Source organism: Acidaminococcus sp., from assembly GCF_057597765.1.
Genome location: NZ_DBMBXK010000001.1, coordinates 109,909 through 135,169, shown reverse-complemented (window position 1 = coordinate 135,169; position 25,261 = coordinate 109,909). Strand labels below are relative to the sequence as shown.

The 25,261-nt window shown below is 54.1% G+C and carries 27 protein-coding genes and 5 tRNA genes; all 32 read left to right on the top strand.

Annotation, left to right across the window (positions count from 1 at the left end):
- Positions 1 to 115 precede the first annotated feature (115 nt).
- The 32 genes from prfB (at position 116) to ACZOF8_RS00500 (ending at position 24,967) form a co-directional block, all read left to right on the top strand.
- Positions 116 to 1,216: a peptide chain release factor 2 gene (gene prfB, locus ACZOF8_RS00655; RefSeq protein ID WP_022488369.1), complete on the top strand. Its 1,101-nt coding sequence runs from the start codon at positions 116 to 118 to the stop codon at positions 1,214 to 1,216.
- 16 nt (positions 1,217 to 1,232) lie between these two features.
- Positions 1,233 to 3,332, top strand: a complete 2,100-nt coding sequence (locus ACZOF8_RS00650; protein WP_487426460.1) for a DUF5693 family protein — start codon at positions 1,233 to 1,235, stop codon at positions 3,330 to 3,332.
- Positions 3,325 to 4,413, top strand: a complete 1,089-nt coding sequence (csaB, locus tag ACZOF8_RS00645; RefSeq protein WP_022488371.1) for a polysaccharide pyruvyl transferase CsaB — start codon at positions 3,325 to 3,327, stop codon at positions 4,411 to 4,413. Before ACZOF8_RS00650 ends, csaB begins: the two co-directional genes overlap by 8 nt.
- A 63-nt stretch (positions 4,414 to 4,476) precedes the next feature.
- The gene (ftsE, locus tag ACZOF8_RS00640; protein ID WP_154487931.1) at positions 4,477 to 5,163 is read left to right on the top strand and encodes a cell division ATP-binding protein FtsE; all 687 of its coding nucleotides are present in this window, start codon (positions 4,477 to 4,479) and stop codon (positions 5,161 to 5,163) included.
- On the top strand, positions 5,153 to 6,040 hold the full coding sequence (gene ftsX / locus ACZOF8_RS00635) for a permease-like cell division protein FtsX (RefSeq protein ID WP_022488373.1): 888 nt from the start codon (positions 5,153 to 5,155) through the stop codon (positions 6,038 to 6,040). Before ftsE ends, ftsX begins: the two co-directional genes overlap by 11 nt.
- Before the next feature lie 12 nt (positions 6,041 to 6,052).
- Complete coding sequence (locus ACZOF8_RS00630) at positions 6,053 to 7,189, top strand: murein hydrolase activator EnvC family protein (RefSeq protein ID WP_441369072.1); 1,137 nt, start codon at positions 6,053 to 6,055, stop codon at positions 7,187 to 7,189.
- 182 nt (positions 7,190 to 7,371) lie between these two features.
- A complete protein-coding gene (locus ACZOF8_RS00625; protein WP_487426459.1) occupies positions 7,372 to 8,520 on the top strand; it encodes a S41 family peptidase in 1,149 nt (382 codons plus the stop codon).
- 18 nt (positions 8,521 to 8,538) lie between these two features.
- Positions 8,539 to 9,873: a sensor histidine kinase gene (locus ACZOF8_RS00620; RefSeq protein WP_487426458.1), complete on the top strand. Its 1,335-nt coding sequence runs from the start codon at positions 8,539 to 8,541 to the stop codon at positions 9,871 to 9,873.
- Positions 9,874 to 9,894: 21 nt separating this feature from the next.
- Entirely contained in the window at positions 9,895 to 10,740 is an 846-nt protein-coding gene (locus ACZOF8_RS00615) for a deoxyribonuclease IV (protein WP_441373860.1), read from the top strand.
- Positions 10,737 to 11,243: an energy-coupled thiamine transporter ThiT gene (thiT, locus tag ACZOF8_RS00610; RefSeq protein WP_022488378.1), complete on the top strand. Its 507-nt coding sequence runs from the start codon at positions 10,737 to 10,739 to the stop codon at positions 11,241 to 11,243. Before ACZOF8_RS00615 ends, thiT begins: the two co-directional genes overlap by 4 nt.
- Before the next feature lie 162 nt (positions 11,244 to 11,405).
- The gene (gene infC / locus ACZOF8_RS00605; RefSeq protein ID WP_154487927.1) at positions 11,406 to 11,939 is read left to right on the top strand and encodes a translation initiation factor IF-3; all 534 of its coding nucleotides are present in this window, start codon (positions 11,406 to 11,408) and stop codon (positions 11,937 to 11,939) included.
- An 18-nt stretch (positions 11,940 to 11,957) separates the two neighbouring features.
- On the top strand, positions 11,958 to 12,155 hold the full coding sequence (gene rpmI / locus ACZOF8_RS00600) for a 50S ribosomal protein L35 (protein WP_022488380.1): 198 nt from the start codon (positions 11,958 to 11,960) through the stop codon (positions 12,153 to 12,155).
- A gap of 46 nt (positions 12,156 to 12,201) precedes the next feature.
- Entirely contained in the window at positions 12,202 to 12,555 is a 354-nt protein-coding gene (gene rplT, locus ACZOF8_RS00595; protein ID WP_022488381.1) for a 50S ribosomal protein L20, read from the top strand.
- Between the two features lie 182 nt (positions 12,556 to 12,737).
- Positions 12,738 to 13,589 carry a polysaccharide deacetylase family protein gene (locus tag ACZOF8_RS00590; protein WP_487426457.1) on the top strand — a complete coding sequence of 284 codons (852 nt, stop codon included), beginning with the start codon at positions 12,738 to 12,740 and terminating at the stop codon, positions 13,587 to 13,589.
- Complete coding sequence (locus ACZOF8_RS00585; protein WP_481143612.1) at positions 13,586 to 14,416, top strand: polysaccharide deacetylase family protein; 831 nt, start codon at positions 13,586 to 13,588, stop codon at positions 14,414 to 14,416. Before ACZOF8_RS00590 ends, ACZOF8_RS00585 begins: the two co-directional genes overlap by 4 nt.
- 29 nt (positions 14,417 to 14,445) lie before the next feature.
- Entirely contained in the window at positions 14,446 to 15,285 is an 840-nt protein-coding gene (locus ACZOF8_RS00580; protein ID WP_481143611.1) for a substrate-binding periplasmic protein, read from the top strand.
- Between the two features lie 48 nt (positions 15,286 to 15,333).
- On the top strand, positions 15,334 to 15,990 hold the full coding sequence (locus tag ACZOF8_RS00575; protein ID WP_154487923.1) for an amino acid ABC transporter permease: 657 nt from the start codon (positions 15,334 to 15,336) through the stop codon (positions 15,988 to 15,990).
- Positions 15,991 to 15,994: 4 nt separating this feature from the next.
- Positions 15,995 to 16,720 (top strand): amino acid ABC transporter ATP-binding protein, encoded by a 726-nt coding sequence (locus tag ACZOF8_RS00570; RefSeq protein ID WP_487426476.1) that lies wholly within the window; start codon positions 15,995 to 15,997, stop codon positions 16,718 to 16,720.
- Between the two features lie 260 nt (positions 16,721 to 16,980).
- Complete coding sequence (locus tag ACZOF8_RS00565) at positions 16,981 to 17,232, top strand: type II toxin-antitoxin system HicA family toxin (RefSeq protein ID WP_022488388.1); 252 nt, start codon at positions 16,981 to 16,983, stop codon at positions 17,230 to 17,232.
- Entirely contained in the window at positions 17,219 to 17,566 is a 348-nt protein-coding gene (locus tag ACZOF8_RS00560) for a toxin-antitoxin system HicB family antitoxin (protein ID WP_022488389.1), read from the top strand. Before ACZOF8_RS00565 ends, ACZOF8_RS00560 begins: the two co-directional genes overlap by 14 nt.
- Positions 17,567 to 17,719: 153 nt before the next feature.
- Positions 17,720 to 17,986, top strand: a complete 267-nt coding sequence (rpsO, locus tag ACZOF8_RS00555; RefSeq protein WP_012938052.1) for a 30S ribosomal protein S15 — start codon at positions 17,720 to 17,722, stop codon at positions 17,984 to 17,986.
- Between the two features lie 305 nt (positions 17,987 to 18,291).
- Positions 18,292 to 18,368, top strand: a tRNA-Asp gene (locus ACZOF8_RS00550).
- 4 nt (positions 18,369 to 18,372) lie between these two features.
- A tRNA-Phe gene (locus ACZOF8_RS00545) sits at positions 18,373 to 18,448 on the top strand.
- An 8-nt stretch (positions 18,449 to 18,456) separates the two neighbouring features.
- A tRNA-Gly gene (locus ACZOF8_RS00540) sits at positions 18,457 to 18,531 on the top strand.
- A 9-nt stretch (positions 18,532 to 18,540) separates the two neighbouring features.
- Positions 18,541 to 18,614, top strand: a tRNA-Cys gene (locus ACZOF8_RS00535).
- 13 nt (positions 18,615 to 18,627) lie between these two features.
- A tRNA-Leu gene (locus ACZOF8_RS00530) sits at positions 18,628 to 18,716 on the top strand.
- A 187-nt stretch (positions 18,717 to 18,903) separates the two neighbouring features.
- Complete coding sequence (uraA, locus tag ACZOF8_RS00525; RefSeq protein ID WP_154487920.1) at positions 18,904 to 20,172, top strand: uracil permease; 1,269 nt, start codon at positions 18,904 to 18,906, stop codon at positions 20,170 to 20,172.
- 78 nt (positions 20,173 to 20,250) lie between these two features.
- A complete protein-coding gene (gene guaA / locus ACZOF8_RS00520) occupies positions 20,251 to 21,795 on the top strand; it encodes a glutamine-hydrolyzing GMP synthase (RefSeq protein ID WP_487426455.1) in 1,545 nt (514 codons plus the stop codon).
- Between the two features lie 448 nt (positions 21,796 to 22,243).
- A complete protein-coding gene (locus ACZOF8_RS00515) occupies positions 22,244 to 23,278 on the top strand; it encodes a threonine aldolase family protein (protein WP_487426453.1) in 1,035 nt (344 codons plus the stop codon).
- A 224-nt stretch (positions 23,279 to 23,502) separates the two neighbouring features.
- Positions 23,503 to 23,826 (top strand): ArsR/SmtB family transcription factor, encoded by a 324-nt coding sequence (locus ACZOF8_RS00510; RefSeq protein WP_022487074.1) that lies wholly within the window; start codon positions 23,503 to 23,505, stop codon positions 23,824 to 23,826.
- Entirely contained in the window at positions 23,823 to 24,407 is a 585-nt protein-coding gene (locus tag ACZOF8_RS00505) for a chromate transporter (RefSeq protein WP_154487917.1), read from the top strand. Before ACZOF8_RS00510 ends, ACZOF8_RS00505 begins: the two co-directional genes overlap by 4 nt.
- On the top strand, positions 24,404 to 24,967 hold the full coding sequence (locus tag ACZOF8_RS00500) for a chromate transporter (RefSeq protein WP_022487076.1): 564 nt from the start codon (positions 24,404 to 24,406) through the stop codon (positions 24,965 to 24,967). The genes ACZOF8_RS00505 and ACZOF8_RS00500 overlap by 4 nt, the downstream gene beginning before the upstream one ends.
- Positions 24,968 to 25,261: the final 294 nt, after the last annotated feature.

The window sequence follows — 25,261 nt, the reverse complement described above, 5'->3', positions numbered from 1 at the left end:
AGCATTCCCCGAATCCCCGCTGGGGGAGACAAAAACGGATGCACCAAACGGAGCTGGGGAAACCCGGCTTCGTTTTTCCCATTTTACCATTACGAAAAGAAAGGGCTGGAAAATCTTGTTACTGGAAGAACTGAAACCGGCAATCACCCAATTGAAAGATAAACTGGAAGAACTGAAGGGCGGTCTGAAGATTGCCCAGAAGGAAGAGCGGATCGAAGACCTGGAACACCAGATGGCGGCGCCCGGGTTCTGGGATGATCCGGACAAGGCTCAGACCGTGGCCCAGGAAGCCAACAACCTGAAAAGCGAAGTGGAGACCTACCACGGGCTGAACCAGAAGTTGGAAGACGTGGAGACCCTCTGGGAAATGGCCATGGAGGAAAAGGACGACAGCCTCCAGAGTGAAATCGAAAGCGAAGTGGAAACCGCCCGGAAGACCCTGGCGGACTTGGAACTGGGCATGCTCCTCAGCGACCAGTATGACGCCAACAACGCCATCCTGACCCTCCATGCCGGGGCCGGCGGCACCGAAGCCCAGGACTGGACCAACATGCTGCTGCGGATGTACACCCGGTATGCGGAACGGAAGGGATTCTCCGTGGAACTGCTGGATGTACTCCCCGGGGAAGAAGCCGGGGTGAAAAGCGCCACCCTTACCATCCAGGGACACAATGCCTACGGGTTCCTGAAAAGCGAGAAGGGGGTCCACCGTCTGGTGCGGATCTCTCCCTTCGATGCCAACGCCCGGCGGCACACCTCTTTTGCCGCAGTGGATGTAATGCCCGAACTGGACGAAACCGTGGAAGTGAACCTGAACATGGACGATGTGCGGGTGGACTACTACCGGGCCAGCGGTGCCGGCGGACAGCACGTCAACAAGACTTCTTCCGCTGTCCGGATGACCCACCTTCCCACCGGGATCGTGGTCCAGTGCCAGAACGAACGGAGCCAGCTCCAGAACAAGGAACGCTGCCTGGCCCTGCTCCGTGCCAAACTGTATGAATATGAAAAGGCCATCCAGGACAAAAAGATTAGCGAAATCGCCGGGGATTACCAGGCCATCGAATGGGGCAGCCAGATCCGGTCCTATGTGTTCCAGCCCTACACCATGGTGAAGGACCATCGGACGGGAGCGGAAACCGGCAACATCCAGGCGGTGATGGACGGGGATCTGGACCTGTTTGTGGAAGCCTATCTCCGCAGCCTGAAACACTGAGAGGTGGTCTGACACCATGAAAACCTATCAGAAACTGTTCCTGGCCCTGGTGGGCCTGGGACTGGCCGCTTCCCTGTGCCTGAACTGGCAGCGGATCCAGGTGGAACGGGCCAACAAAACCATTGAAACGGTCATGGAATACAACAGCCTGGTGCGCATGGCCCAGGAGGAAGGAGTTCCCAAGGAGCAGGTGTTCAAGGAGTTCCTGGACCGGGGGGTGACCACCCTGACAGTGTTCGACACCAGCCTGGACAAACTGGCCCAGAAAGGGTCCGTGAATGTGCTCACCGGGGCCCAGCTCCTGGAACTGGCCCGGGTCCAGCAGCTTCGTCCGGAATGGCAGGCCATTGTGGACAATCCGGACTTTATGGTGGATGCCCTGTACATTTCCGCCGGGACCAGTGAACGGGCCCTGAAGGAAGCAGAAGAGGACATCCGGCTCCGGTTCGGGAAAGAACGGATCGTGGAACTGAATGCCTCTCCCCTGATCCTCCGGTTCGACGGGGATACCATCATCAGCAAGAACCCCATTGCCGGGGACGAACGGGGCGTCCGGGAAATGGACCTGGGGCCGTCCACCGATGAGCTCCAGGATGTGACGAAGAACGGCTTCATGGTGGCCATCCGTCCCACCAACTACTGTGAACGGTATACCGCAGCCGCCGCCAGCGAAGAGGAACAGATCAACGCCTTCTTCCGCCGGCTGGATGACAGCGGGGCCAAAGTGAGCCTGATCATCGGCAGCGGCAAACAGATGCTGGGGAACAACAAGTACCTGCCTCTGGTGGCCAAAAACCTGCTCCAGCGGCACATTACCATGGGTATGGTGGAAGGGGTCACCCAGCTCCAGTTCGTAAAACTGGAAGGGATGACCGAACTGGCCAGACTGGCCAACTATCAGGTGGCCCGGACCTATGTGATCGCCGATGCGGAACAGCGGAAAATGCAGGTGTTCGATGCCTTCCGCCGCTGGTCCCTGGCGGATGAGGAACGGAACATCCGGGTGAACTACATCAAGACCTTCCTGACTCCCCGGGACAACAAGACCCTGCTCCAGACCAACCTGGACTATGTGGACCGGGTGACCAGGGATGTGGCCAGCAAGGGCTTTGCCACGGGGCCGGCGGATATTTACAAGGTATACCAGCCCAGCCGGCTGTGGTACATTCCCATGGCCTTCTCCCTGGCCGCCGCCTGGTGCCTGTATTTCCTGCTTTTGGGGGTACTCCCTGAAAAGCATTATGTCAAAGCCACGGGCATTTTCGGGGTGCTGGTGACTGCCGGCCTTTTTGCCGGCCCCCTGGGGCTCCTGGCCCGTCAGGGCGTGGCCTTTGGGGCTGCGGTGATCTTCCCGGTGCTGAGCATGCACCGGATGATGGGGATCTGGCGGAAAAACGGATCCCGGGGCAGCCTGGGGGCTTTGGCTCTCCGGACTTGTGTCCATCTGTTTGAAACCATCGTCCTGTCCCTGATCGGGGCATCCATGGTGGGAGGCATACTCAGCGATACCCGGTTCCTGCTGGAAATGGATATTTATCGGGGGGTAAAGGCCACCTTCATGCTGCCGGTGGTCCTGACCTGCCTGCTGTTCCTCCGGACCCATGGTCTGTGGCAGCAGGGAGAAGACTGGCGGAAGCCTTTCCGCCGGGTGCTGGGCTTCCTGAACCAGCCTCTGAACCTGAAGGCCCTGTGCATCCTGGGCATCTTCGCCTTTGTGGCCTGGGTGTTCATCGGCCGCAGCGGCCATACGGCCGGGGTGCCGGTGCCTGCCATTGAGCAGAAGCTCCGGTTCTTCCTGGAAGAGACCATGTGGGCCCGGCCCCGGGAAAAGGAATTCATGATCGGCCATCCGGCCTTTTTCCTGGCCGCCTGGGCTGCCTGGAAAAAGCTGCCCACCTGGTTCTACGGACTGTGCGTCACCGAGGCCGCCATCGGCCAGGGCAGTGCCGTCCAGACCTTTGCCCACATGCGTTCGCCCATTCTCATGAGTTATGTACGGGCCCTGGACGGATACGGAGTGGGGCTGGTGGCCGGGCTTATTGCCCTTGCCATCTTCGCCCTGGCGTATCCCCATGTGGCAGCGTTCTGTGCAAAGAGGAGGAATCCCTTTGGGTAAGATCCTGATTTCCGGCTATTACGGGTTTTCCAATGCCGGAGACGAGGCCATGCTCACGGCCATTGTAACCAGCCTGAAACAGCAGGATCCCCAGGTGGAGCTGACGGTGATCTCCGGGAATCCGGAAGTCACCGCCCGGCTCCATCCGGTGAAGGCGGTCCATCGGTTCGACCTGCCTGGAATCTGCCGGGCCATGGCCGGGACGGATCTGCTCCTTTCCGGAGGCGGCAGCCTGCTCCAGAACGTGACCAGCCGGCTGAGCCTCTACTATTATCTTTCCCTGATTGCCCTGGCGGCGGTCATGGGGAAGAAAATCATGCTGTTTGCCCAGGGCATCGGCCCCATCCGGGGCTGGTTCAGCCGCCGTCTTACCCGGCTGGTGTGCCGGCAGGCGGATCTGATCACCGTCCGGGACGACGGGTCCCTGGATGATCTGAAATCCATGGGCTTTGATCCTGCCGCCATCCATGTGACCAGCGATGCGGTGTTCTCCCTTCCGGAAGGCCGGAAACAGGAGGGCCTCCGGCTCCTGGAAAAACTGGGGGTGGATCCTTCCCGGCCTCTGGTGGGCTTTGCCCTCCGGCACTGGAAGGGAGAAAAACGGTTCGTACGGGAATTTGCCCGGGCGGCGGATGAACTGAAAAAGCGGTTCCAGGCCCAGATTGTCTTTGTGCCCCTCCAGTTCCCGGCGGACGGGGAACTGTCCAATCAGGTGGCGGAGGCTATGGAAAACCGCCGGGATGTGTTCATCCTGGACCAGAAATGTTCCACCCAGGGATACCAGGACCTGATCAGCTGTCTCCATCTGCTGATCGGCATGCGGCTCCACGCCCTGGTGTTTGCCGCCATCAACGACGTTCCCTTTATGGCCATTTCCTATGACCCCAAGGTGGACCGGTTCGTGGATGGCATGAAGGGGACGGTGGTGGATACCATCGGCCAGGTGACGGCGGAAGAACTGACGGCCATGGCCGAAAAACTCTGGAACTCTGACGGCCGGCAGGGACGGGAACAGATCCGTGCCCTCCGGGAAGAAGCCAGAGCCAATATTGGAAGGGCCCTGGCCCTTTTGGCCCGGTGACAGATGTCCACGGGCCTTTTTTGGACCGGGTTTTCCAACCTATGAAAATACAGGAGGAATCCCATGCTGGAAATGCGTCATGCAGGCAAGGTCTATCCTGGCGGGGCGGTAGCCCTGGAGGATATCAACGTACATATCAAACCGGGAGAGTTCGTGTTCCTGGTGGGCCCCAGCGGGGCCGGCAAATCTACCTTCATCCGGCTGATCTCCCGGGAAATCGAACCCACTTCCGGGCAGATCCTGGTGGACGGAGTGGATGTGATGAAACTGAAGCGGGGGGACATTCCCTATCTCCGGCGGCAGCTGGGCATCGTCTTCCAGGACTTCCGGCTGCTCAACGACCGGACCGCCTATGAAAACGTGGCCTTTGCCATGCAGGTGATCGAGGCCCCCAGCCACAAGATCCGGCAGCGGGTCAATGAAGTGCTGGAACTGGTGGGCCTGAAGGGCCGGGGGGACAACTATCCGGGAGAGATGAGCGGGGGCGAACAGCAGCGGGTGGCCATTGCCCGGGCCATTGTCAACGACCCTCTCCTGGTGATCGCTGATGAACCCACTGGCAACCTGGACCCGGAAACCAGCAAGGAAATCATGGAAATCTTCACCCAGATCAACAGCCGGGGCACCACCATCCTGATGGCCACCCACGACAAGACCATGGTGGATTATATGCAGAAACGGGTCATCGCCCTGGAAAACGGGCGGCTGGTCCGGGATGACCGCAAAGGAGTTTACGGGTATGAAGTTTAGTACAAAATGGTATTACATCAAGGAGACCTTTACCTCTCTGAAGCGGAATTCCCTGATGAGCATCGCCTCCATCAGCACCGTGGCCCTGTCCATCCTGGTGCTGGGGATGTTCCTCACCATGGTGCTCAATGTGAACAACCTGGCCAGACATCTGGAGAACCAGGTCCAGGTCACTATCTATATGGAAGACAGCGCTTCCGCCGACCAGCTGAAGCAGATGGAAAAAGTGCTCCGGAGCACCCCCGGGATCGTGAAGGTGACGCCCCGGACCAAGGAGCAGGCCCTGGCGGATTTCAAGAGCCGTCTGGGAGAACAGCAGAAGCTGCTGGCGGCCCTGGGAGAGGACAATCCCTTCCCGGCCTCCTTTGAGATCCAGGTGGACAATCCGGAACGGATTCCCCAGCTGGTGCCCCAGTTCCAGCAGATGCCCGGGGTGGAAACCGCCAAGTTCGGCCAGGAAGTGGTGGAACATCTGTTCCAGCTGACCCGGGTGCTCCGGATCGGCGGGGTGCTGCTGATCGTGCTTCTGGCCATTGCCACCCTGTTCATTATCTCCAACACCATCCGGATCACCGTGTTTGCCCGGCGCCGGGAAGTGAACATCATGAAATATGTGGGGGCCACTGACTGGTTCATCCGCTGGCCCTTTCTGCTGGAGGGGATGATCATGGGCTTTGTGGGGGCGGTGATCGCTTCGGCAGCCCTGTACAAAGGGTACAATGCCATCCAGGCCAAGATCTACGGGACCCTGGCCTTCTTCCCCATGCTGCCCAGCTGGCCCACCATGGGCTGGCTCTGCGGGGGACTGGTCTGTGTGGGGACCCTGATCGGGGCTCTGGGCAGCAGCATCTCCCTGCGGAAGTTCCTGGATGTGTAGGAGGCGGTGGGGATGAAGAAACAAGCAGCCCTTGCTGCCGCCCTCCTTTTGCTGGGGACCCAGCTGTCCGCTTCCGTTTCCTGGGCGGAAACCATTGAGGAGAAGCGGGCTCAGCTGGACGAGATCCAGCAGCAGATGGGGGAAAAGGACGCCCAGCTGGAAGAAAAGAAAAAAGAAATCGGCAATGCCATGGAGCAGCTGATCCTGACCCAGGAAGAACTGGCGGAAGCCAAGCGGAAGCTGGCGGCCATCGAGGCCCGGCAGCAGGCTCTGGAAATCAAGATCCGTCAGAACGAGGCGGCCCTGGCAGCCAAACAGAAGGAATATGACAAAAGCCGGGCGGTGTACAAAAAACGGCTCCGGGACATTTACGAAAACGGCCAGGTGAACTATCTGGATGTGCTGCTGGGAGCGGCGGATTTCCGGGATTTCTCTTCCCGGATGTACCTGCTCCAGCGGGTGGTCCGCCGGGATTTCAACCTGATCGACCGGCTGGAGACTCAGCGGGAGGAACTGCTGGCGAAAAAGGCGGAACTGGACGACATCAAGAGCCAGCTGGCAGCTGCCCATGCGGAAGGCCAGAAGGAACAGCAGATCGTGGCACAGAAGACGGTGGAACGGCAGAAACTGTATGAACAGGCTCTGGCGGAAAAAGCCCAGCTGGATGCGGAATATGAAGAACTCCAGCGGAACAGCCAGGAAATCACCGCTATGATTCAGCGGATGGAACAGGAAGGCCGGATGATGCCCCAGGCAGGGGGCACCGGCCAGTTGGCCTGGCCGGTGAACGGGGAGATCACCTCTCCCTTCGGCTGGCGGGTCCATCCCATCTGGGGGACCCAGATCTTCCATGCAGGGCTGGATATCGGAGCCGACTACGGGGATCCGGTCCATGCTGCGGACAGCGGTACCGTGGTGTACGCTGGCTGGATGGGCGGCTACGGCAATGCGGTGATGATCGACCACGGCGGGGGCATGGTGACCCTGTACGGCCACAATTCTTCCATTACCGTGGGAGAAGGGGAACAGGTGAGCAAAGGGCAGACCATCGCCCTGGCCGGCAGCACCGGCAATTCCACCGGACCCCACTGTCATTTCGAAGTCCGTATCCATGGGGAAGTGGTCAGTCCCCTGCAGTATCTGCCGTAAGCAGGAGTGCAGAGTAAAGAGTGCAGAGTGCAGAGTGCAGAGTGCAGAGAAAAGAGTAAAGAGCAGAGAAAATTTCTGCATTCGGTGGCAAATGCCCGGCGTTTGCCTTCCAGCGGCCAGTGACAATTGACCAGTGACCAGTGACAGGGATGCTGCCGGGCAGCATCCCACAGAGGCAAACTATGTTCAAAAAACGCTATACAGCCCCCCAGATGCTGGGGGTATTCTTCCTGTCCCTGGGTGTGTTCAGCGGCGGGACCTATTATCTGATGAAAAACTGGATCGGAGACCCGGGAGCCCTTTTCCAGATCGTCCGGACCATGCACCTGATCCAGGAACATTATGTAGGGCAAACCGATCGGAAAGCCATTTATGACGGGGCGCTCAAAGGCATGGTGGGGGTCCTGAACGATCCCTATTCCACCTACCTGGACAACCAGGACTTCCAGGCCCTGTCCACCATGACCGAAGGCCATTTCGGCGGGGTGGGCATGGTCATGGGCCAGAAAAAGGACAGCCAGTTCGTGGTGGTGGCTCCCATTGAGGACACCCCTGCCTACAAGGCCGGCATCAAAGCCGGGGACATCCTGCTGAAAATCGACGGAGAAGACCTGTCCGGCCAGACTCTGAACCAGGTGGTGAAAAAAATCCGGGGTCAGGACGGATCCCAGGTGACCCTGACCCTGAAACGGGGAGAGGAGGAACCCCGGGATGTAACCGTTACCCGCAGCGACATCAAGCTGAAAAGCGTGTACAGCCGGATGGAGGAAAACGGCATCGGGTATATCCGGGTGACCAATTTCAACGAGGATACAGGCAAAGACTTTGGTGCCAGCCTCCAGGATCTCCGGGACAAGGGGATGAAGGCCCTGGTACTGGACCTGCGGGACAACCCGGGAGGCCTTCTGGAAAGCGGTGTGGAAGTAGCCCGGTACCTGGTGCCCAAAGGTCCCATTGTGTCCGTTACGGACAAGGACGGGAACACCCAGACCGAATCCTCTTCGTTGGAAAAAGTGGACTTCCCCCTGGCGGTACTGGTGAACCATGGCACCGCCAGCGCGGCGGAAATCGTCTCCGGCGCCATCCAGGATACCGGATCCGGGAATATCTTCGGGGTGAAGACCTATGGCAAAGGTGTGGTCCAGAATATTTTCCTCCTGAGCAACAAAACCGCCGTGAAGCTGACCGTGGCCCGGTATTATACCCCCAGCGGCCGGAGCATCGACAAGGTGGGCATCGAGCCGGACCAGGTGGTGGAAGCCGCCGATGAAGAAGGAAGCAACCAGCTGCAGGCGGCGGAAGCCTATCTCCGTCAGCAGCTCCAACAGTAAGGGCAAGGAGCGTGGATTATGGAAATCATCAATACCCTGACCAGTCAGATCGCCGTTTGGAAAAATTTCCTCACCGGTGCCGCGGGAACTCTTCCCACCGCACCCATGCTGAAAACCGGGGCGGAAGTCCTGCTGGGCCTTCTGGTCCTGCTGCTGATCGCCTACCGGTTCCGCACCCACCAGGTGCGCCGGGAACGGAAGATCCGCTACCGGATCGGCCGGATGATCGCCCATCTCTGTGATACCTATGACAGTCTGGAAGATGTGGACTGGAAAAAGCAGAAGGCCTACCGGTATCATTTCGTGGACGGAGACCTGAAAATCGACCAGCGGGACATTGAGGGAATCGGGGACCTGATCGGACCCCTCCATCCCAGCGACGGCCTGAAATACAACGAAGACTATATCAAAGGGGCCATCGAAAAGGCCATGAAGACTTGCTCTCCGGTGGAATTCATTGCCCGGGAAAAAGGCGCCGATGGTACTTTCCATTGGAAGGCCTTCCTGTTCCAGGGAGTCAAGAATGACAAAATCCACAGCCGCAGCTGCCTGTTGCTGAAGCGGGATGTGGATGACAGCCGGTCTGCAGAAATGGAAAAACGGGCCCAGCTGAGCCTGGACATGAACGAAGCCCGGAAGGCCGCCCAGGCCAAAACGGAATTCCTCAACCGGTTCAGCCAGGATACCCGGGAAGCCCTCCGGGACATTATGGGGAATCTCAGCCTCACCCGGGAGGAAATGGATCCGGGACGGCGGAAGGATTATCTGGACGAAAGCCAGCAGGAAGCCCGGTATCTCATGACCATGATCGAAGACGTAAAGGAACTGTCCGACATCGAAAACGGCACCCTGGAAATCCGCAGCGAGGAATTCAATGTGGATGAGACATTGACCAAACTGAACCAGCTGTTCCAGAAAGAAGGGGAGAAACGGGACATCACCTACGACTGCACCGTGGAACCTCTCTTGTATCCCAACCTGATCGGGGACGAAAAACGGCTGGAACAGGTACTGCTGAACCTGCTCACCCATGTTCTGCTGTTTACGGACCGGGGACAGAAAGTCCTTTGCGCCGTACGGCAGAAACTGGTGAAGAACAAAAAAGTTGCCATGGAATTCACCGTGCTCTGCGCCGGCATGAGGGTGCCCCAGGAAATGGTGGAGAAAGCCTTCCTGCCTTTTGAACTGACCCGGCAGGTGGGCAGCGCCAAAGTCCACGGAGGCCTGGGCCTGGTGGTGACCCAGCGTCTGGTGACCCTGATGGGGGGACAGATCCGGGCGGACAATGCGGAAGGCCGGGGCATGCGGTACATCATCGAACTGCCCTTTGATTTTGCAAGCCACGTGAAATAAACGAAAGGAAGTACATACAGGATGCTTCATATTGGATGCCATTTGTCCTCCAGCAAAGGATTCGCCGCCATGGGGAAGACGGCTCTTTCCATCGGGGCGGATACCTTTGCCTTTTTTACCCGGAATCCCCGGGGCAGCAAAGCCAAGGAAATCGATCCCAAAGATGTGGAAAAATTCCAGGCCCTCTGGGAGCTCAATCGGACCATCCCTCTGGTGGCCCACGCTCCCTATACCCTGAATCCGGCTTCTTCCAAGGAGGATGTGCGGACTTTTGCCCGGGAAACCATCGCCGATGATTTGAGAAAGCTGGAGGCGGTGCCCGGGAACTATTACAACATGCACCCGGGAAACCACCTGGGACAGGGGTCGGAAACAGGCATCGCTCTCATTGCCCAGTGCCTGAACGCCGTGCTGGATCCGGATCTTTCCACCACCCTGCTCCTGGAAACCATGGCCGGGAAGGGGACGGAAGTGGGCCGGACCTTCGGAGAACTCCGGGCCATCATCGACCGGCTGGACCATCCGGAAAAAGTGGGGGTGTGCCTGGATACCTGCCATGTGTGGGACGGAGGGTATGACATCGCTTCTAATCTGGACGGAGTACTGGAAGAATTCGACCGGACCCTTGGGCTGGACCGGCTGAAAGCCATCCATCTCAACGACAGCAAAAATCCCCTGGGAGCCCACAAGGACCGGCACGAAAAGCTGGGCCTGGGATGCATCGGACTGGAAACCCTGAAAAACGTGGTGAATCATCCGGCCCTCCGGGACCTGCCCTTTATCCTGGAGACCCCCAATGAACTGGCCGGCTACCAGGCGGAAATCGCCCTGATGCGCCAGGCAAGAGAAGAGAGGGACGGCCAATGAAGATCACCACTCACCAGGCCACTGTCTGCGGCCTGCTCCTGGCCCTGACCCTGGTGCTGAGCCTGCTGCCCCTTTACCGGATGCCCTACGGAGGCACCATTACCCTGGGAGGTATGCTGCCCATGATGCTCATAGCCTTTGTGTACGGCCCCCGGGTGGGGATCATGGCCGGGTTCGTGTACGGGCTGCTGAACCTGCTGCTGAACCCCTACATCCTCCATCCGGTCCAGGTGCTCCTGGATTATCCCCTGCCTTTCATGGCCCTGGGGCTGTGCGGATTCTTCCCTCAGCGGCCCTATCTGGGCATGGCCGTGGGGGTGGCCGTCCGGTATCTGTTCCATTTCCTTTCCGGGGTGGTGTTCTTTGCCAGCTATGCGCCAGCCACCATGTCCCCGGCAGTCTATTCCCTGGTGGCCAACGGTTCCTATCTGCTGCCGGATCTGGTGATCTGCATGGTGCTCTACCGGCTGCTGCCCATTGAGAAATTCCGGCAGATGATGTAAAAAAGCTTGCAAAATAATATCCCTGTGGTATAATAATCAAGTAACCAAAGTAGAGGCCACCTGCTTCTCACCTTGCGGCAATGCTCGACAGGGTCAGTGATACGGATTTGCAACGGGTGGACTTTGGTTCGCCCGTTTTTATTTTATTGTCTGTCTAACCTATTGGAGGTGAACGTCATAGCAAAAGATGAACTGCGGATCAATGAAGCCATCCGCGCAAGAGAAGTTCGTGTAAATTCTGCGGACGGGGAACAGTTTGGAATCATGTCTCTCCATGATGCCCTGCACCTGGCCGAAGAAAAGCATCTGGACCTGGTGGAAATCGCTCCCAAGGCCAAACCCCCGGTCTGCCGGATCATGGATTACGGCAAGTATCTCTATGAACAGCAGAAGAGAGAAAAAGAGGCCCGGAAGCGCCAGAGAATCATCGATGTGAAGGAAGTCAAACTCCGGATCCGCATCGAAGACCACGATTTCGAAGTAAAGACCAAGAATGCCATCCGCTTCTTACAGGGCGGTGACAAGGTAAAAGTTACCATCATGTTCCGGGGCCGGGAAATGACCCATCCGGAACTGGGTGAACAATTACTGAATAGAATGGCTGACCAACTGCAGGAGATTGCCACTGTGGAAAGAAAGCCGAAGCTGGAAGGACGCAACATGATCATGATCGTTGCTCCCAAAAGTGCCAAATAACAAGGAGGATGTCCAATCATGCCGAAAATGAAAACCCGCAGATCTGCTGCTAAACGCTTCAAAGCCACCGCTACCGGTGAATTCAAACGTGGTAAAGCTTTCCGGAGCCACATCCTGGAACACAAATCTCCTACCCGTAAGAGAAACCTGCGTAAAGCGGGTCTGGTCCACAAGACCGACCACGAACGTGTAGCCAAGATGCTGCCGTACGCATAATTTCACTGTTTGAGAGATTTCAGAGATTCCAAGGAGGAAATAAACAATGGCAAGAATTAAAGTCGGCGTAACTGCCCATAGACGTCATAAACATATCCTGAAGCTGGCCAAAGGCTACAGAGGTTCCAAGAGCAAGCTGTTCAAAAAAGCCAATGAAACCGTCATGAAGGGCCTGATGTATGCCCGTCGTGACAGAAGAGCCAAGAAACGCGAATTCCGTCAGCTGTGGATCGCCCGGATCAACGCTGCTACCCGGGCCAACGGCCTGAGCTACAGCCGTTTCATCTGCGGCCTGACCAAAGCCGGCGTTGTGCTGGACCGGAAAGTCCTGGCCGACATGGCTGTAAACGATGCCGCTGCTTTCGCCAAACTGGTGGAAACTGCCAAGGCTGCTCTGTAAGAGAGAAATCAGGAAGCTGTCTGCGTAACAAGCAGGCAGCTTCTTTTTTTTTGTAACAAATGATACATGAAATTATATGTATTCATAATCAGTGAAAAAATATGCACAACGTTATCTTATATGTGCTATAATAACCTTTATTCCAATCAGAATCCTATACTATGGCACGGAAGGTGAAATTATTGATTGCTTTGAAAAACGGGGATGGGATCCAGTGGCCGGGAGGCAAGCGGATCGCCGTCATGCTGACTTTTGATTTTGACGCGGAACTGTTGCGTCATTCCGTCATCGGGAAGAAAACCATCGGATTCTCTGACTTTTCCCGGGGCCAGTACGGCCCTCACGAAGGTCTGGACCGGTGCCTGGCTCTGCTGGACCGGCAGCATCTGCCTGCCACGTTCTTTATTCCCGGGAAGATCATCGAAGAATATCCGGATGCGGTGAAGAAAATTGCCGACAGAGGGTTGGAAATCGGATACCATGGGTATGAGCATGACAGCCGCTTGGGCATTCCTATTGAGGAAGAAAAGGAAAATCTGGCGAAAGCTGAAAATCTGATTGTTGAGGTTTCTGGAAAAAAGCCGACAGGGGCTCGGGGACCTTTGGATACCTTACAGGAATACAGTTTGGATCTGTTTCAGAGACAGGGATATCTCTATGACTCCACACTAAAAGACTGCGATTGGCCATACCAGCTTCCCAATGGAATCATAGAACTTCCTACTGATGTGACGCTGGATGATTTTACCTATTATTATTTTTCTTATGCAGATTCAGCGACCATATTATGCAGTTCGCGTCCAGATGATGTATATGTCCAGTGGCAGGATGCATTTGATGAACTGGCGGCAGAAGGTGATAAGGTGATGGTCCTGAAACTCCATCCCCAGCTCAGCGGTCGAGTCAGCCGAATCCATATGCTGGAAAAATTAATTCTTTATATGCAGCAGAGAGGCGCCTGGATTGCAGATTGTGAAACGGTGGCAAATTATGTAAAGGACTTCTATGAATCCAGGGGAGGTGAACAGATATGAATTATCACTGGCCGGAACCTTACAAGATGGCGCTGTGTCTGTCCTTTGATATTGATGCAGAAACCATGTGGACTACACGGAATCCTGAAAATATCCATCATCCGGTGAATTTGTCCAGGGGAGTCTATTCTGTTCGCCAGGGAATCCCACGGATTTTAAGGATGTTGGAATCAGAACAGGTCAAGGCAACCTTTTTCACTCCAGCATATATAGCGAAACTACATCCGGAAGTCATTCGTGAAATTGCTTTCCAAGGGCATGAAATATCCTATCATGGATACAAACATGAAGCTTATGATGATTATGAAAAAGAAAATGCCCTGATGGAGAAATGTGAAAAAATACTCACCGGCATCACGGGAAAACGCCCCATGGGGAACCGCAGTCCGGAAGGGTATCTTTATGATTTTCATTTACGGTTATGGAAAGAACGGGGATATATCTATTCTTCCAACTGGAGAGATACTGACAGACCGTTCCTTCATCAGATTAATGGAGAGACAGTTCCTATTGTGGAACTTCCCAAGGATAGTATTCATGATGATACGGCTTATGACATGTATACTATTCAATCCCCCATGCATACCAATCTGCGAAGCGGGAGAGAATTCATTCAAATCTGGGAAGAAGAACTGGACGGAATCCTGGAAGAAAAAGGATTTATGAATTTTGTTATGCATCCGCAGTATATTGGCCGTCCGGGCTATTTGCGTAATCTGCGTGAATTTGTCCGGTATGCCAAAGACCATGGTGCGTGGATTGCCACGGATGAACAGGTGGCCCGCTATCTGTTGGTACAAAATGGCTTTCCAGAATATAAAAGATAAAGGGACAAGTTGTCCAGAGAGGGGATACAATGATGAAAAGTAAAATGATGAAAATGATTGCAATGGGGCTGATGGTGCTGTCTGCTTCTGTTCTTCTGGCCGGATGCGGGGGAGAGCAGAAAAAGGCAGCTGATACGGCCAAAGACAGTGCTCCCAATGGTGTGCTAAAAGTAGCCACCAACTGTACATTCCCGCCTTTTCAATCTATTGATGAAAAAACAGGAAAATTTGTAGGAATCGATATTGATCTTGCTGAATACATTGGTAAGAAAATGGGCAAGAAAGTGGAGTTTCAGGATATGAAATTTGCTTCCTTGGTTCCGACTCTGCAAAGCGGGCGTGCTGATATGGTTGTGGCAGGCCTTTCTCCTACTGATGAACGGAGCAAAGTGGTCAGCTTCTCCAAGGCCTATTATTATCCACCCAAAGCTATTATCGCCAAGAAAGGAACAAATTTTTCTTCGCTGGAAATGCTGAAAGGGAAAAAGGCCGGTACGACTATGGGTACTACCTATGCAAGAGATTTGAAGGCTGTCCCTGGGATTGATGTAGTGGAACTTGATTCTTCTCTGTTGGTAGTACAGGATGTATTGAATGGACGTCTGGATGCTGGACTGGTGGATGGTACTCATGCCATTATTTTCTGCAAAGAACATCCGGAACTGGAAATGCATATGCTGGCATTGTCCACTGATAAGGATGAAATCTTCTGCATTGCTTTGCCAAAGGATTCCAAAGATGTGGACAAAGTCAATGAAATCCTGAATGAAATGATGAAAAATGGTGAATTCCACAAGATTCTGGTAAAGAATCTGGGTGAAGAACAAACGAAAAACTATGAAAAAATGGTGAAGGATGCCGGCCTCTAAGAGCCGGCTTTCTTCTCTAAACCTGGACTAAGAAAGAGACGGTTCATCATGTTTAAATTTTATGTGCTGGAGCCCTATTTTCCCTTATTGACGTCGGCTGTTTGGATTACGCTGAAATTCACATTCTTTTCCACGTTCCTGGGATTCATTGGCGGTTTCATCTTGGCCTTATTCACGATTTCAAAAAACAGGATACTGTCGCCCTTCGCTAAATTCTATATTTCTGTATTTCGCGGTACGCCGTTGCTGGTCCAGCTCATGCTGATTTATTTTGCTACTCCTCAATTGACCGGCTACACGATTTCTGCTTTGGAGGCTGGTGTGCTGTCCTTTGGAATGAATTCCGCCGCTTATATTTCAGAAGCTCTTCGTGGGGGAATTCTTTCTGTTGACAAGGGCCAGTGGGAAGCTGCGTTTTCTTTAGGTGTACCCAAACATCGTTTTATTCTAGATGTCATTCTGCCACAGGCTATTAAAAATACCTTTCCTGCACTGGTTAATGAAAGCATTGCCTTACTGAAAGACTCCAGTCTTGTGTCTGTTATTGGTGTAGCGGATACCCTGCGTTGGGCTGATCTTGTGCAGGCAAAGACTTTTCGTGCCTTTGAAGCGTTTATCATTGCTGCGGTTGTTTATTACGTACTGGTAATGGGAATAACCTTCATTGGAGGATATGTAGAAAAGAAGGTGCGTATCAGTGACTGACAACATTATCCAAGTAGAACATGTGGCCAAACATTTCGGCAGTCTGGAAGTCCTGAAGGACATCAGCCTGGAGGTGGAGCGGGGACAGGTGGTGACCATCATCGGTCCTTCCGGCAGTGGAAAATCCACCCTGCTCCGGTGTCTGAACCTGCTGGAAAAACCTGATGGGGGAAAGATCATCTTCGAAGGTCAGGATATTCTGGCACCGGCGATAAAGATTGCGGACATCCGGAAAAAAGAAGTGATGGTGTTCCAGCATTTCAACCTGTTCAAAAACATGACCGTACTCCGGAACGTGACCTATGCCCCCATGGTGGTCAATGGGAAAAGCCGGGAAGAAGCAGAAAAAGATGGCCGGGAACTCTTGGCCAAAGTTGGGCTGGCTGACAAGGCAGGAGAATATCCCAGCCGGCTTTCCGGGGGCCAGCAGCAGCGGGTGGCCATCGCCCGGGCCATGGCCATGCATCCGGATGTGCTACTCCTGGATGAACCTACGTCCGCCCTGGATCCGGAAATGGTGAAAGAGGTGCTGGACGTGATCCGGGAACTGGCCCAGAGCGGCATTACCATGGTACTGGTGACCCACGAAATGGGCTTTGCCCGGGATGTATCCGACATGATCCATTTCATGGATGGGGGCTATCTGGTGGAAAGCGCCCCGCCGGCGGAATTTTTCGCTCATCCCAAATCGGAACGGGCCCAGAAATTCCTGTCTAAAATATTAACCTGATCTAAAAGGACATTATTACTATTCCTTTTTGGGCCTTGAGATGGCAGACGTCAGATTTGTTCGGTATGGAAAGCAGGGATCCTCTGCTGACTGCCAACAGGCTGACGTCTTTTTTAGCTTCACTATAAAAAGTTGAAATATTCTACAAATATAGTAAAATACATACTATGTAATATCAGGGAAAACGTTGGACAGTACACAATAGGAAACAAGATATTGACACCATATATGGTGTCAATTATACTAAAGGCAGGAACGATATGTCTAAATGGGAAAAATTGCTGAAAAAAATACTCACTTTATCAAAAGACATGAGGTTTGATGAACTAAGAAAAATATTGGAGAGTTATGGGTATGTAATGAGTGCGCCCAGAGGCGGAAGCAGCCATTATACTTTCAGGAAACCTGGAAAAAACCCCATTACTGTCCCCAAACATGAACCCATCAAAAAAGTATATGTCGAGATGGTCCGCCAGGTGGTGGAGGAGGAAGCTGGAAATGAAAACGATTGAATATTATATGGCGCTTCCCTATCGGCTGGAAATCGTTCCAGATCCGGATGAGGGGGGATATGTGGCCCGTTATCCGGATTTGCCGGGATGCATCACGGTCGGTGATTCCATGGAAGAGGCTGCCAAAAATGCTGAAGATGCGAAGAAGGAGTGGCTGGCCGCAGCCTTGGAAAGCGGAGTGGAGATTGCAGAACCGGTATCTGCCAATGGATATTCCGGACAGTTTAAGCTGCGGATCCCCAAAAGCCTGCACCGCCGTCTGGCCGAACACGCCAAAGAAGAAGGAGTCAGCATGAATCAGTACTGCGTGTATCTGCTGTCGCAAGGGTCCTGATGGCCCTTCCTTTTCCCTTGCACCAAACTGTAAAGTATGTTATAATGCCAACGTGCTGGAAGAGCACAATTCTTTGAACCTTGGCGCTGCTGCGCGACACTCCGACGCCAGCTGCAGCCACGGGCTTTTCTATGACTAAGGAGGAAAAGAACAATGTTAACGCCTGCAAGAAAGAAAGAACTCATCGAAACCTACCGCATCAACGAACAGGACACCGGGTCTCCTGAAGTACAGATCGCCATCCTGACCGAACGGATCAGCTATCTGACCGAACACCTGAAAGCCAACAAGAAGGACCATCATTCCCGTCGCGGCCTGCTGAAAATGGTTGGTCAGCGCCGTGGCCTGCTGAACTACCTGATGAAGAAAAACATCGAACGGTACAGAAGCATTGTAGAAAGACTGGGCCTGCGGAAATAATTCCAAAAGCAATGAAAAGACTGCTCCAGAAATGGGGCAGTCTTTTTTTTTGCATGTAATTGGTATCCCTAGTCTCAGCAAACAGCCTGATACCGTCGCTGTTTGTCCATGGGAGGATGCGTTCTCTATGGTTTTATCTGAATCGAAGGAATCCGCTGCCCGGGTCCCTTCTGACCGCCGTTGACTGATGACCGGCGACGGCAATGCGAAGTTTATTTCCCATTGCCTTAAATTATCCTTGACATTTTCCTTACTATACAGTATACTAATCAAGTCGGCAGCACCTGAGGGTGTTTCCTGACAACGGCCCAGTAGTTCAGTTGGTTAGAATGCCGCCCTGTCACGGCGGAGATCGTCGGTTCGAGTCCGTCCTGGGTCGCCAATTTGCCTCGGTAGCTCAGTTGGTAGAGCAAAGGACTGAAAATCCTTGTGTCCGCAGTTCGATTCTGCGCTGAGGCACCATTCTTTATGCGGAAGTAGCTCAGTGGTAGAGCATCACCTTGCCAAGGTGGGGGTCGCGAGTTCGAATCTCGTTTTCCGCTCCATTTTCATATGGCGACGTAGCCAAGCGGTAAGGCAGAGGTCTGCAAAACCTTTATCCCCAGTTCGATTCTGGGCGTCGCCTCCAATTTAACTTTTTCGCCGAGGTGGCGGAACTGGCAGACGCAAGGGACTTAAAATCCCTCGGAGAGTGATCTCCGTACCGGTTCGATTCCGGTCCCCGGCACCATTGAAATTTGAAGGACTGTTGCATAAGCAACAGTCCTTTTTTCAGCTTCCGGAGATTTCGGGAAAACCGTATGAACCCTGGAGGGCCGCCGGCCGGGCGGCCCCCAGAATGTACCAACATTCCTTTCTTCTTCCCTGCCGGATATGGTAAAATAAAAGAAATGAAAAGAAAAAAGGAGTCATGATCCATGGAAGAACGACGAATCATCCACGTGGAAGAAAAGCTTCCGGTCCTGGAAACCATCCCTCTGAGCCTGCAGCATCTGTTTGCCATGTTCGGTTCCACCGTACTGGTGCCTTTTCTCCTGCACGTGGACCCTGCCACCGCCCTGTTTATGAACGGGGTGGGCACCCTGCTGTATCTGACCATCTGCAAATGGAAGCTCCCGGCCTATCTGGGCTCCAGCTTCGCCTTCATTTCCCCTGTGCTGGCGGTGTGCGCTACCCCGGGGATGACCTATGGAGACGCCCAGGGAGGCTTCATTGCCTTCGGCCTCTGCTTCATCCTGATCGGCCTTATGGTAAAGAAAATCGGCACGGATTGGATCGATGTGCTGTTTCCGCCCGCGGCCATGGGGTCCATTGTGGCCATCATCGGTCTGGAACTGGCGCCCCTGGCTCTCAACATGAGCGGCTTCGTGGATCCGGTCCAGGGGATGACCAACGGTCAGGCCATGACCATTTCCATGTTCACCCTGATTGTGACCATCCTGGCCACCGTCCTGGGCCGGGGATTCATCGCCATCATCCCCATCCTTATCGGGGTGGTGTCCGGCTACGTCCTCAGCTGGTTCATGGGTGTGGTGAACTTCTCTGCGGTGGAAACCGCCGCCTGGTTCTCTTTCCCCACCTTCTACCAGCCCCGGTTCAATGTGTCCGCCATCATGATGATCCTGCCCGCCCTGTTTGTGGTGCTGGCGGAACATCTGGGGCATCTGTTCGTCACCAGCGACATTGTAGGACGTGACCTGATCAAGGATCCCGGGCTCCACCGGTCCCTTATGGCGGATGGTCTTTCCAACGTGCTCTCCGGGCTCCTGGGGTCCACTCCCAATACTACCTACGGGGAAAACATGGGGGTCATGGCCATTACCGGGGTGTACAGCACCTGGGTCATCGGCGGCGCAGCCATTTTCGCCATCCTGTTTTCCTTCATCGGGAAGATCGCTGCGGTGATCCACGGAATCCCCACCCCGGTGATGGGGGGCGTCTGCATCTTATTGTTCGGTTTTATTGCAGCGTCCGGCCTCCGGATGATGGTGGAACGGAAAGTGGACTTTACCCAGCCCAAGAACCTGATCCTCACAGCCGTGACCATGATCAGCGGTCTTTCCGGGGCAGCGGTCCACATCGGGCCCGTCCAGCTGAAAGGCATGGGCCTGGCAACGGTGGTAGCCATCCTGACCAGCCTGGCCTTTCTGATTTTCGAAAAATTGGGCCTGTCCAACGAAAAATAATCGGATTTGGAATTGAAAGAAACGGCGATTTATAGTATACTGTTTTAAATATTACAAACTACCAAAGGGAGGCAGAGTATGGATAATTTACAGCATGAGGTTGTCCTGGTTGTTGACTTCGGCGCACAGTACAGCCAGCTGATTGCCAGACGAGTTCGTGAATGCGGTGTGTACTGCGAAATCATTCCTTACAATTATACCCTGGACAAGATCAAAGCCAAGAATCCCAAGGCCATCATCCTGTCCGGCGGTCCCAACAGTGTCTATGCGGAAAATACCCCCAGCGTGGATGAGGGCATCTTCGAAATGGGCATCCCTGTCCTGGGTATCTGCTACGGGGATCAGTTTATGACCAAGGCTCTGGGCGGCAAAGTGGCCCATGCCGGCAGCGGGGAATACGGCAAGACCGCTGTATCCCTGGACAACGAAACCCGTCTCTTCTCCGGTCTGGAAAAGAACAATGTATGCTGGATGAGCCATCAGGACTATGCGGAAAAAGCACCAGAAGGCTTTACGGTCATTGCTCAGACGGAAGAATGTCCCATCGCTGCCATGCAGAATGAGGAAAAGAAACTGTACGGCGTCCAGTTCCATCCGGAAGTGATGCACACTCCCTTTGGCAAGCAGATGTTCTCCAATTTCCTGTTCAATATCTGCAATCTGTCCGGGGATTGGACCATGTCTTCCTTTGCACAGAACAAGATCCGGGAAATCCGGGAAAAGGTAGGGGACAAGAACGTACTCTGCGCCATGAGCGGCGGGGTGGATTCCTCCGTGGCCGCCGTCCTGGTCCACAAGGCTGTGGGCAAACAGCTCACCTGCGTGTTCGTGGATCACGGTCTCCTGCGGAAGGATGAAGGAGACCAGGTGGAACAGGTCTTTAAACGGGATTTTGATATGAACCTGATCCGGGTCAACGCCCAGGACCGTTTCCTCAGCAAACTGAAAGGTGTCAGCGACCCTGAAAAGAAACGGAAGATCATCGGGGAAGAATTCATCCGGGTCTTCGAAGAAGAATCCAAAAAGATCGGTCACGTGGACTTCCTGGTCCAGGGGACCATTTATCCTGACGTGGTGGAATCCGGAGGTACCGGCACCTCTGCCACCATCAAGAGCCACCACAATGTAGGCGGCCTGCCCAAAGACATGAAACTGGGCCTCATCGAACCCCTCCGGGAACTGTTCAAGGATGAAGTCCGTGCCGTAGGCGAAGAACTGGGCATTCCCTCTGAACTGGTATGGCGCCAGCCCTTCCCGGGTCCTGGCCTGGCCATCCGTGTCCTGGGCGAAGTCACCGAAGAAAAGCTCCACATCGTCCGGGAAGCCGATGCTATTTTCCGGGAAGAAATCGCCAAAGCCGGTCTGGAACGGTCCATCTGGCAGTATTTCGCCTGTCTCCCCAACATTCGCAGTGTCGGTGTCATGGGTGACTTCCGGACCTACAGCAACACCATCGCTCTTCGTGCCGTCAACAGCACCGATGGCATGACCTCTGACTGGTCCCACATTCCCTACCACGTGCTGGACATCGTTTCCAGAAGAATCGTAAACGAAGTCCCCGGGGTAAACCGTGTGGTCTACGATATTACCAGCAAGCCGCCGGCGACCATCGAATGGGAGTAAGCGGCTAACGCATAACATCGGGGCACAATAAGGGCCCATCTGCTTTGTCAGCGGGAGATTTGGATTGCGGCATGTACGCCTATGTACTATGCCACAATCCAAATCTCTCGCTTTCGCGCATCTGGACCCTTCTTGTGTCCCGGCCGAGATTCGCGGGATATGCACCCATCTGCTTTGTCGTATTCGCGCATCTGACCTACTCTGGTGCTCAGGGAAAAAATCGAGGGAGAAAAAAGACGTCAGACACGGCCGGAGGCCTACAGATTTCGGATGTCAGCTTGTTGGCTATGGACAGGCTGGAAACTTGCATCTGCATCGGACAAAGCTGACGTCTGCCTTCTGAGAGGCCCGTGAGGGCCGGTTCTGACGTCTTTTAAGGGATTTAGGACAAAGGGCTGGATTTATGATAGAATCAAGGGGTAAATCATCTTTTCAGGGAGGACTTATCATGATCCGATTCAACAATGACTACAACCACGGGGCCCATCTCAACATCCTGGAAGCCCTGGTCCGTACCAACGATACCCAGTTCAGCGGTTATGGTACCGATGAATGGTGTGACAAGGCAGAAAAAATGATCCTGGACTTGTGCCAGTGTCCCCAGGGCAAAGTGTATTTCTTCCCAGGAGCCACCCAGGTGAACCTGGTGACCATCGCGGCCTTTCTGAGCTCATGTGACAGTGTGGTCTGCGCTTCCACCGGTCACATCAATGGCCATGAATGTGCTTCTATCGAAAATACCGGCCACAAGATCCTGGCTTTGCCCCAGAAAGACGGGAAAATCACCGCCGCCCAGATTGAACAGGAAGTCCGGTCCTATTATGATGCCGGTGAACCGGAATGGCTCACTCGGCCTTCAATGGTCTATATTTCTTTCACCACTGAATACGGCACCCTGTATTCCAAAGCGGAACTTACCGCCATTTCAGAAGTCTGCCGGAAATATGGGATGGCTCTCTTTGTAGACGGAGCCCGGCTGGCCTATGGATTGGCTGCTCCGGACAATGACCTGACCCTGCCGGATTTGGCCCAGCTTACGGACGCTTTTTACTTGGGCGGCACCAAATGCGGCGCCTTCTTTGGGGAAGCGCTGGTCCTTACTCATCCGGAAGCTGTCCGCCGGTTCAAGGCCCATATGAAACAGAGCGGAGCCGTCCTGGCCAAAGGCTGGCTTCTGGGCCTTCAGTTCTATACTCTGCTCCGGGATGGCCTGTATTTCAAACTGGCTGCCCGGGCGGATGCCTTTGCCCTTCGGATCAGGGAAGCCTTCCGGCAGAAGGGGATTCCTGAATACGTGGTCAGTCCCACCAACCAGCAGTTTGTGGTCCTCACTCCGGAACAGGCGGAAAAATTGGCCCAAAAATATGTCTTTGAAAAAGAAGGGGACCTGGAAGACGGCCGGTTGGTAGTCCGCTTCTGCACCTCCTGGAGTACGGAGGAGGGGGAGGTGGAGGCGCTTATCGCCGACATCGCCGACGCATAACCCAGGCACGGGATATGTACCCATCTACTTTGTCAGCAACGGATTTTGACTGTGGCATGTACGTCTTTGTACTATGCCCCAGCCAAAATCCGCTGCTTTCGCGTATCTGGGCACATCTCCTGTACCTTACGGCCTTTCAGAGGGATTAAAAACTAATTCAGTATTTACTAAATTAAAATAATCTGTTATATTTAAGTAAATACTAAATCAAAGAAGGCGGAATTATGGAACTTGACCGTATATTGAAGGCACTGGGAGAACCCATGCGGCTGAAGATCTATCAGGCACTTTTGGAAAGGAAGCACTGCGTCCGGTCTCTTTCCAAAAAGTTCGGGATCTCGGAATCGGCCATTTCACAGCATTTGAAGATCATGAGGGAAGCAGGTTTGGTCTATGGAGAAAAGTACGGCTATCATATGCACTATCTGCCGGACCAAGAAGCCATTGACTTCCTGGCGGAGCAGGTGGAACAGATGCGGAGGGATTCTCTGCAGGTGGACCGTGAGCAAAAAGCCTGCCAATGTGAATATCGGGGGAAAAAAGCATGAACCAGAATCAGCTCAGGGATTTGTTTTTGACTTTTGCCCAAATCGGACTGTTTACCTTTGGGGGCGGGTATGCCATGATTTCCATGATCGAGCACAGCTGTGTGGAAGAAAAGAACTGGATCACCCATGAGGAACTGATGGATATTACCGTAATTGCAGAATCTACGCCCGGTCCCATCGCCATCAACTGTGCCACCTTTATCGGATATAAGCAGGCCGGATTGGCGGGAGCTTTTGCAGCTACTTTTGGCATCGTCGTCCCTCCTTTTCTGGTCATTTTGGCCGCTTCGCTGTTCCTGTATGATTTCTTTACGTGGAAACTGCTGGCTGCCGCATTCCAGGGAATCAAAATCGCTGTGGGGCTTTTGATTTTGGAGGCAGCCATGATGATGCTGAGAAAAGGCGCCAGGACGTGGCTGTCACGGGGCATCCTCCTGGGTTCCTGTTTGGCCATGCTCTGCAGCGATATCTTTAGTCTACCGATTTCTTCCATCCGGCTGATGCTCCTGGCAGCAGGAATCAGTCTGGCAGTTTCCAGGCTGCAGGCGCCATCCCATCAAGAAGGTGGTGGCGGAAAATGATCTATCTGGATTTATTTGCAGGATTTTTGAAAGTCGGATGTTTTGCCTTCGGAGGTGCATATGGTGCGATCCCTCTGATCCGGGACGTCGTCCTGTCCTACGGCTGGCTGAATGACGACATGCTGACCTATATGATTGCCGTCAGTGAAAGTACCCCGGGACCGATTATGGTCAATCTGGCGACTTATGTAGGAAGCAGCCAGGGAGGCTTTCTGGGAGCCATCACCGCGACAGCCGCCGTTGTCCTGCCTTCGTTCCTGATCATCATTCTGGTTACGGCAATACTCCATCACCTGCTGGACAACCGATATATCCAGAGTCTTTTGCGAGGGATGAAACCCTGCGTGACGGGTATCGTGCTGGCGACTGGCCTCTATATGACCTTCCAGCATTGCCTCGGCCAAGGGAAGCAGCCCCAACAGGCGTTCCAGGCACTTTTTGTGATTCTTGGCCTGATTTTGGGAAAAAGGGGTTACCAGCGGGCTATGAAAAAGAAGCTTTCACCCGTTGGGCTGATCTTGGCTTCCGCTGTTCTGGGCGTAATAGTCTATGGAGGGTAGAAAGGAAGCAAGACGCTGTCGGAACCGGACAGATCCCTTCCAGCTATTCATCTGATCGACGGATCCATTTTCTTTCCCTTCCACTTTCCTCGCCGATATTCCCAGCCAGAAAGCAGGAAATTGGCCAGCCAGCCCAGGGAGACGACGTACCAGACGAAGGGGAGGCCGAAGCGGGGGCCAGGGCCATGGCTAGGCTGACCCGGAGTCCTAAGTTGACCAAGTTGGCGATGGTGAACATCTGCATATCGCCGGCCCCTCGGAGGACCCCATCCACAGACATCTTCATGCTGATGA

Bases quoted from the DNA above. Each gene is read 5' to 3' on its own strand.
- ACZOF8_RS00630 (WP_441369072.1), top strand. From the start codon at position 6,053: ATGAAGAAACAAGCAGCCCTTGCTGCCGCCCTCCTTTTGCTGGGGACC.
- rplT (WP_022488381.1), top strand. From the start codon at position 12,202: ATGGCAAGAATTAAAGTCGGCGTAACTGCCCATAGACGTCATAAACAT.
- ACZOF8_RS00515 (WP_487426453.1), top strand. From the start codon at position 22,244: ATGATCCGATTCAACAATGACTACAACCACGGGGCCCATCTCAACATC.
- ACZOF8_RS00625 (WP_487426459.1), top strand. From the start codon at position 7,372: ATGTTCAAAAAACGCTATACAGCCCCCCAGATGCTGGGGGTATTCTTC.
- ACZOF8_RS00620 (WP_487426458.1), top strand. From the start codon at position 8,539: ATGGAAATCATCAATACCCTGACCAGTCAGATCGCCGTTTGGAAAAAT.
- ACZOF8_RS00585 (WP_481143612.1), top strand. From the start codon at position 13,586: ATGAATTATCACTGGCCGGAACCTTACAAGATGGCGCTGTGTCTGTCC.
- ACZOF8_RS00500 (WP_022487076.1), top strand. From the start codon at position 24,404: ATGATCTATCTGGATTTATTTGCAGGATTTTTGAAAGTCGGATGTTTT.
- ACZOF8_RS00615 (WP_441373860.1), top strand. From the start codon at position 9,895: ATGCTTCATATTGGATGCCATTTGTCCTCCAGCAAAGGATTCGCCGCC.
- ACZOF8_RS00560 (WP_022488389.1), top strand. From the start codon at position 17,219: ATGAAAACGATTGAATATTATATGGCGCTTCCCTATCGGCTGGAAATC.
- ACZOF8_RS00580 (WP_481143611.1), top strand. From the start codon at position 14,446: ATGATGAAAAGTAAAATGATGAAAATGATTGCAATGGGGCTGATGGTG.
- rpmI (WP_022488380.1), top strand. From the start codon at position 11,958: ATGCCGAAAATGAAAACCCGCAGATCTGCTGCTAAACGCTTCAAAGCC.
- ftsE (WP_154487931.1), top strand. From the start codon at position 4,477: ATGCTGGAAATGCGTCATGCAGGCAAGGTCTATCCTGGCGGGGCGGTA.
- ACZOF8_RS00505 (WP_154487917.1), top strand. From the start codon at position 23,823: ATGAACCAGAATCAGCTCAGGGATTTGTTTTTGACTTTTGCCCAAATC.
- ACZOF8_RS00565 (WP_022488388.1), top strand. From the start codon at position 16,981: ATGTCTAAATGGGAAAAATTGCTGAAAAAAATACTCACTTTATCAAAA.
- ftsX (WP_022488373.1), top strand. From the start codon at position 5,153: ATGAAGTTTAGTACAAAATGGTATTACATCAAGGAGACCTTTACCTCT.
- ACZOF8_RS00510 (WP_022487074.1), top strand. From the start codon at position 23,503: ATGGAACTTGACCGTATATTGAAGGCACTGGGAGAACCCATGCGGCTG.
- thiT (WP_022488378.1), top strand. From the start codon at position 10,737: ATGAAGATCACCACTCACCAGGCCACTGTCTGCGGCCTGCTCCTGGCC.
- guaA (WP_487426455.1), top strand. From the start codon at position 20,251: ATGGATAATTTACAGCATGAGGTTGTCCTGGTTGTTGACTTCGGCGCA.
- uraA (WP_154487920.1), top strand. From the start codon at position 18,904: ATGGAAGAACGACGAATCATCCACGTGGAAGAAAAGCTTCCGGTCCTG.
- rpsO (WP_012938052.1), top strand. From the start codon at position 17,720: ATGTTAACGCCTGCAAGAAAGAAAGAACTCATCGAAACCTACCGCATC.
- ACZOF8_RS00650 (WP_487426460.1), top strand. From the start codon at position 1,233: ATGAAAACCTATCAGAAACTGTTCCTGGCCCTGGTGGGCCTGGGACTG.
- ACZOF8_RS00575 (WP_154487923.1), top strand. From the start codon at position 15,334: ATGTTTAAATTTTATGTGCTGGAGCCCTATTTTCCCTTATTGACGTCG.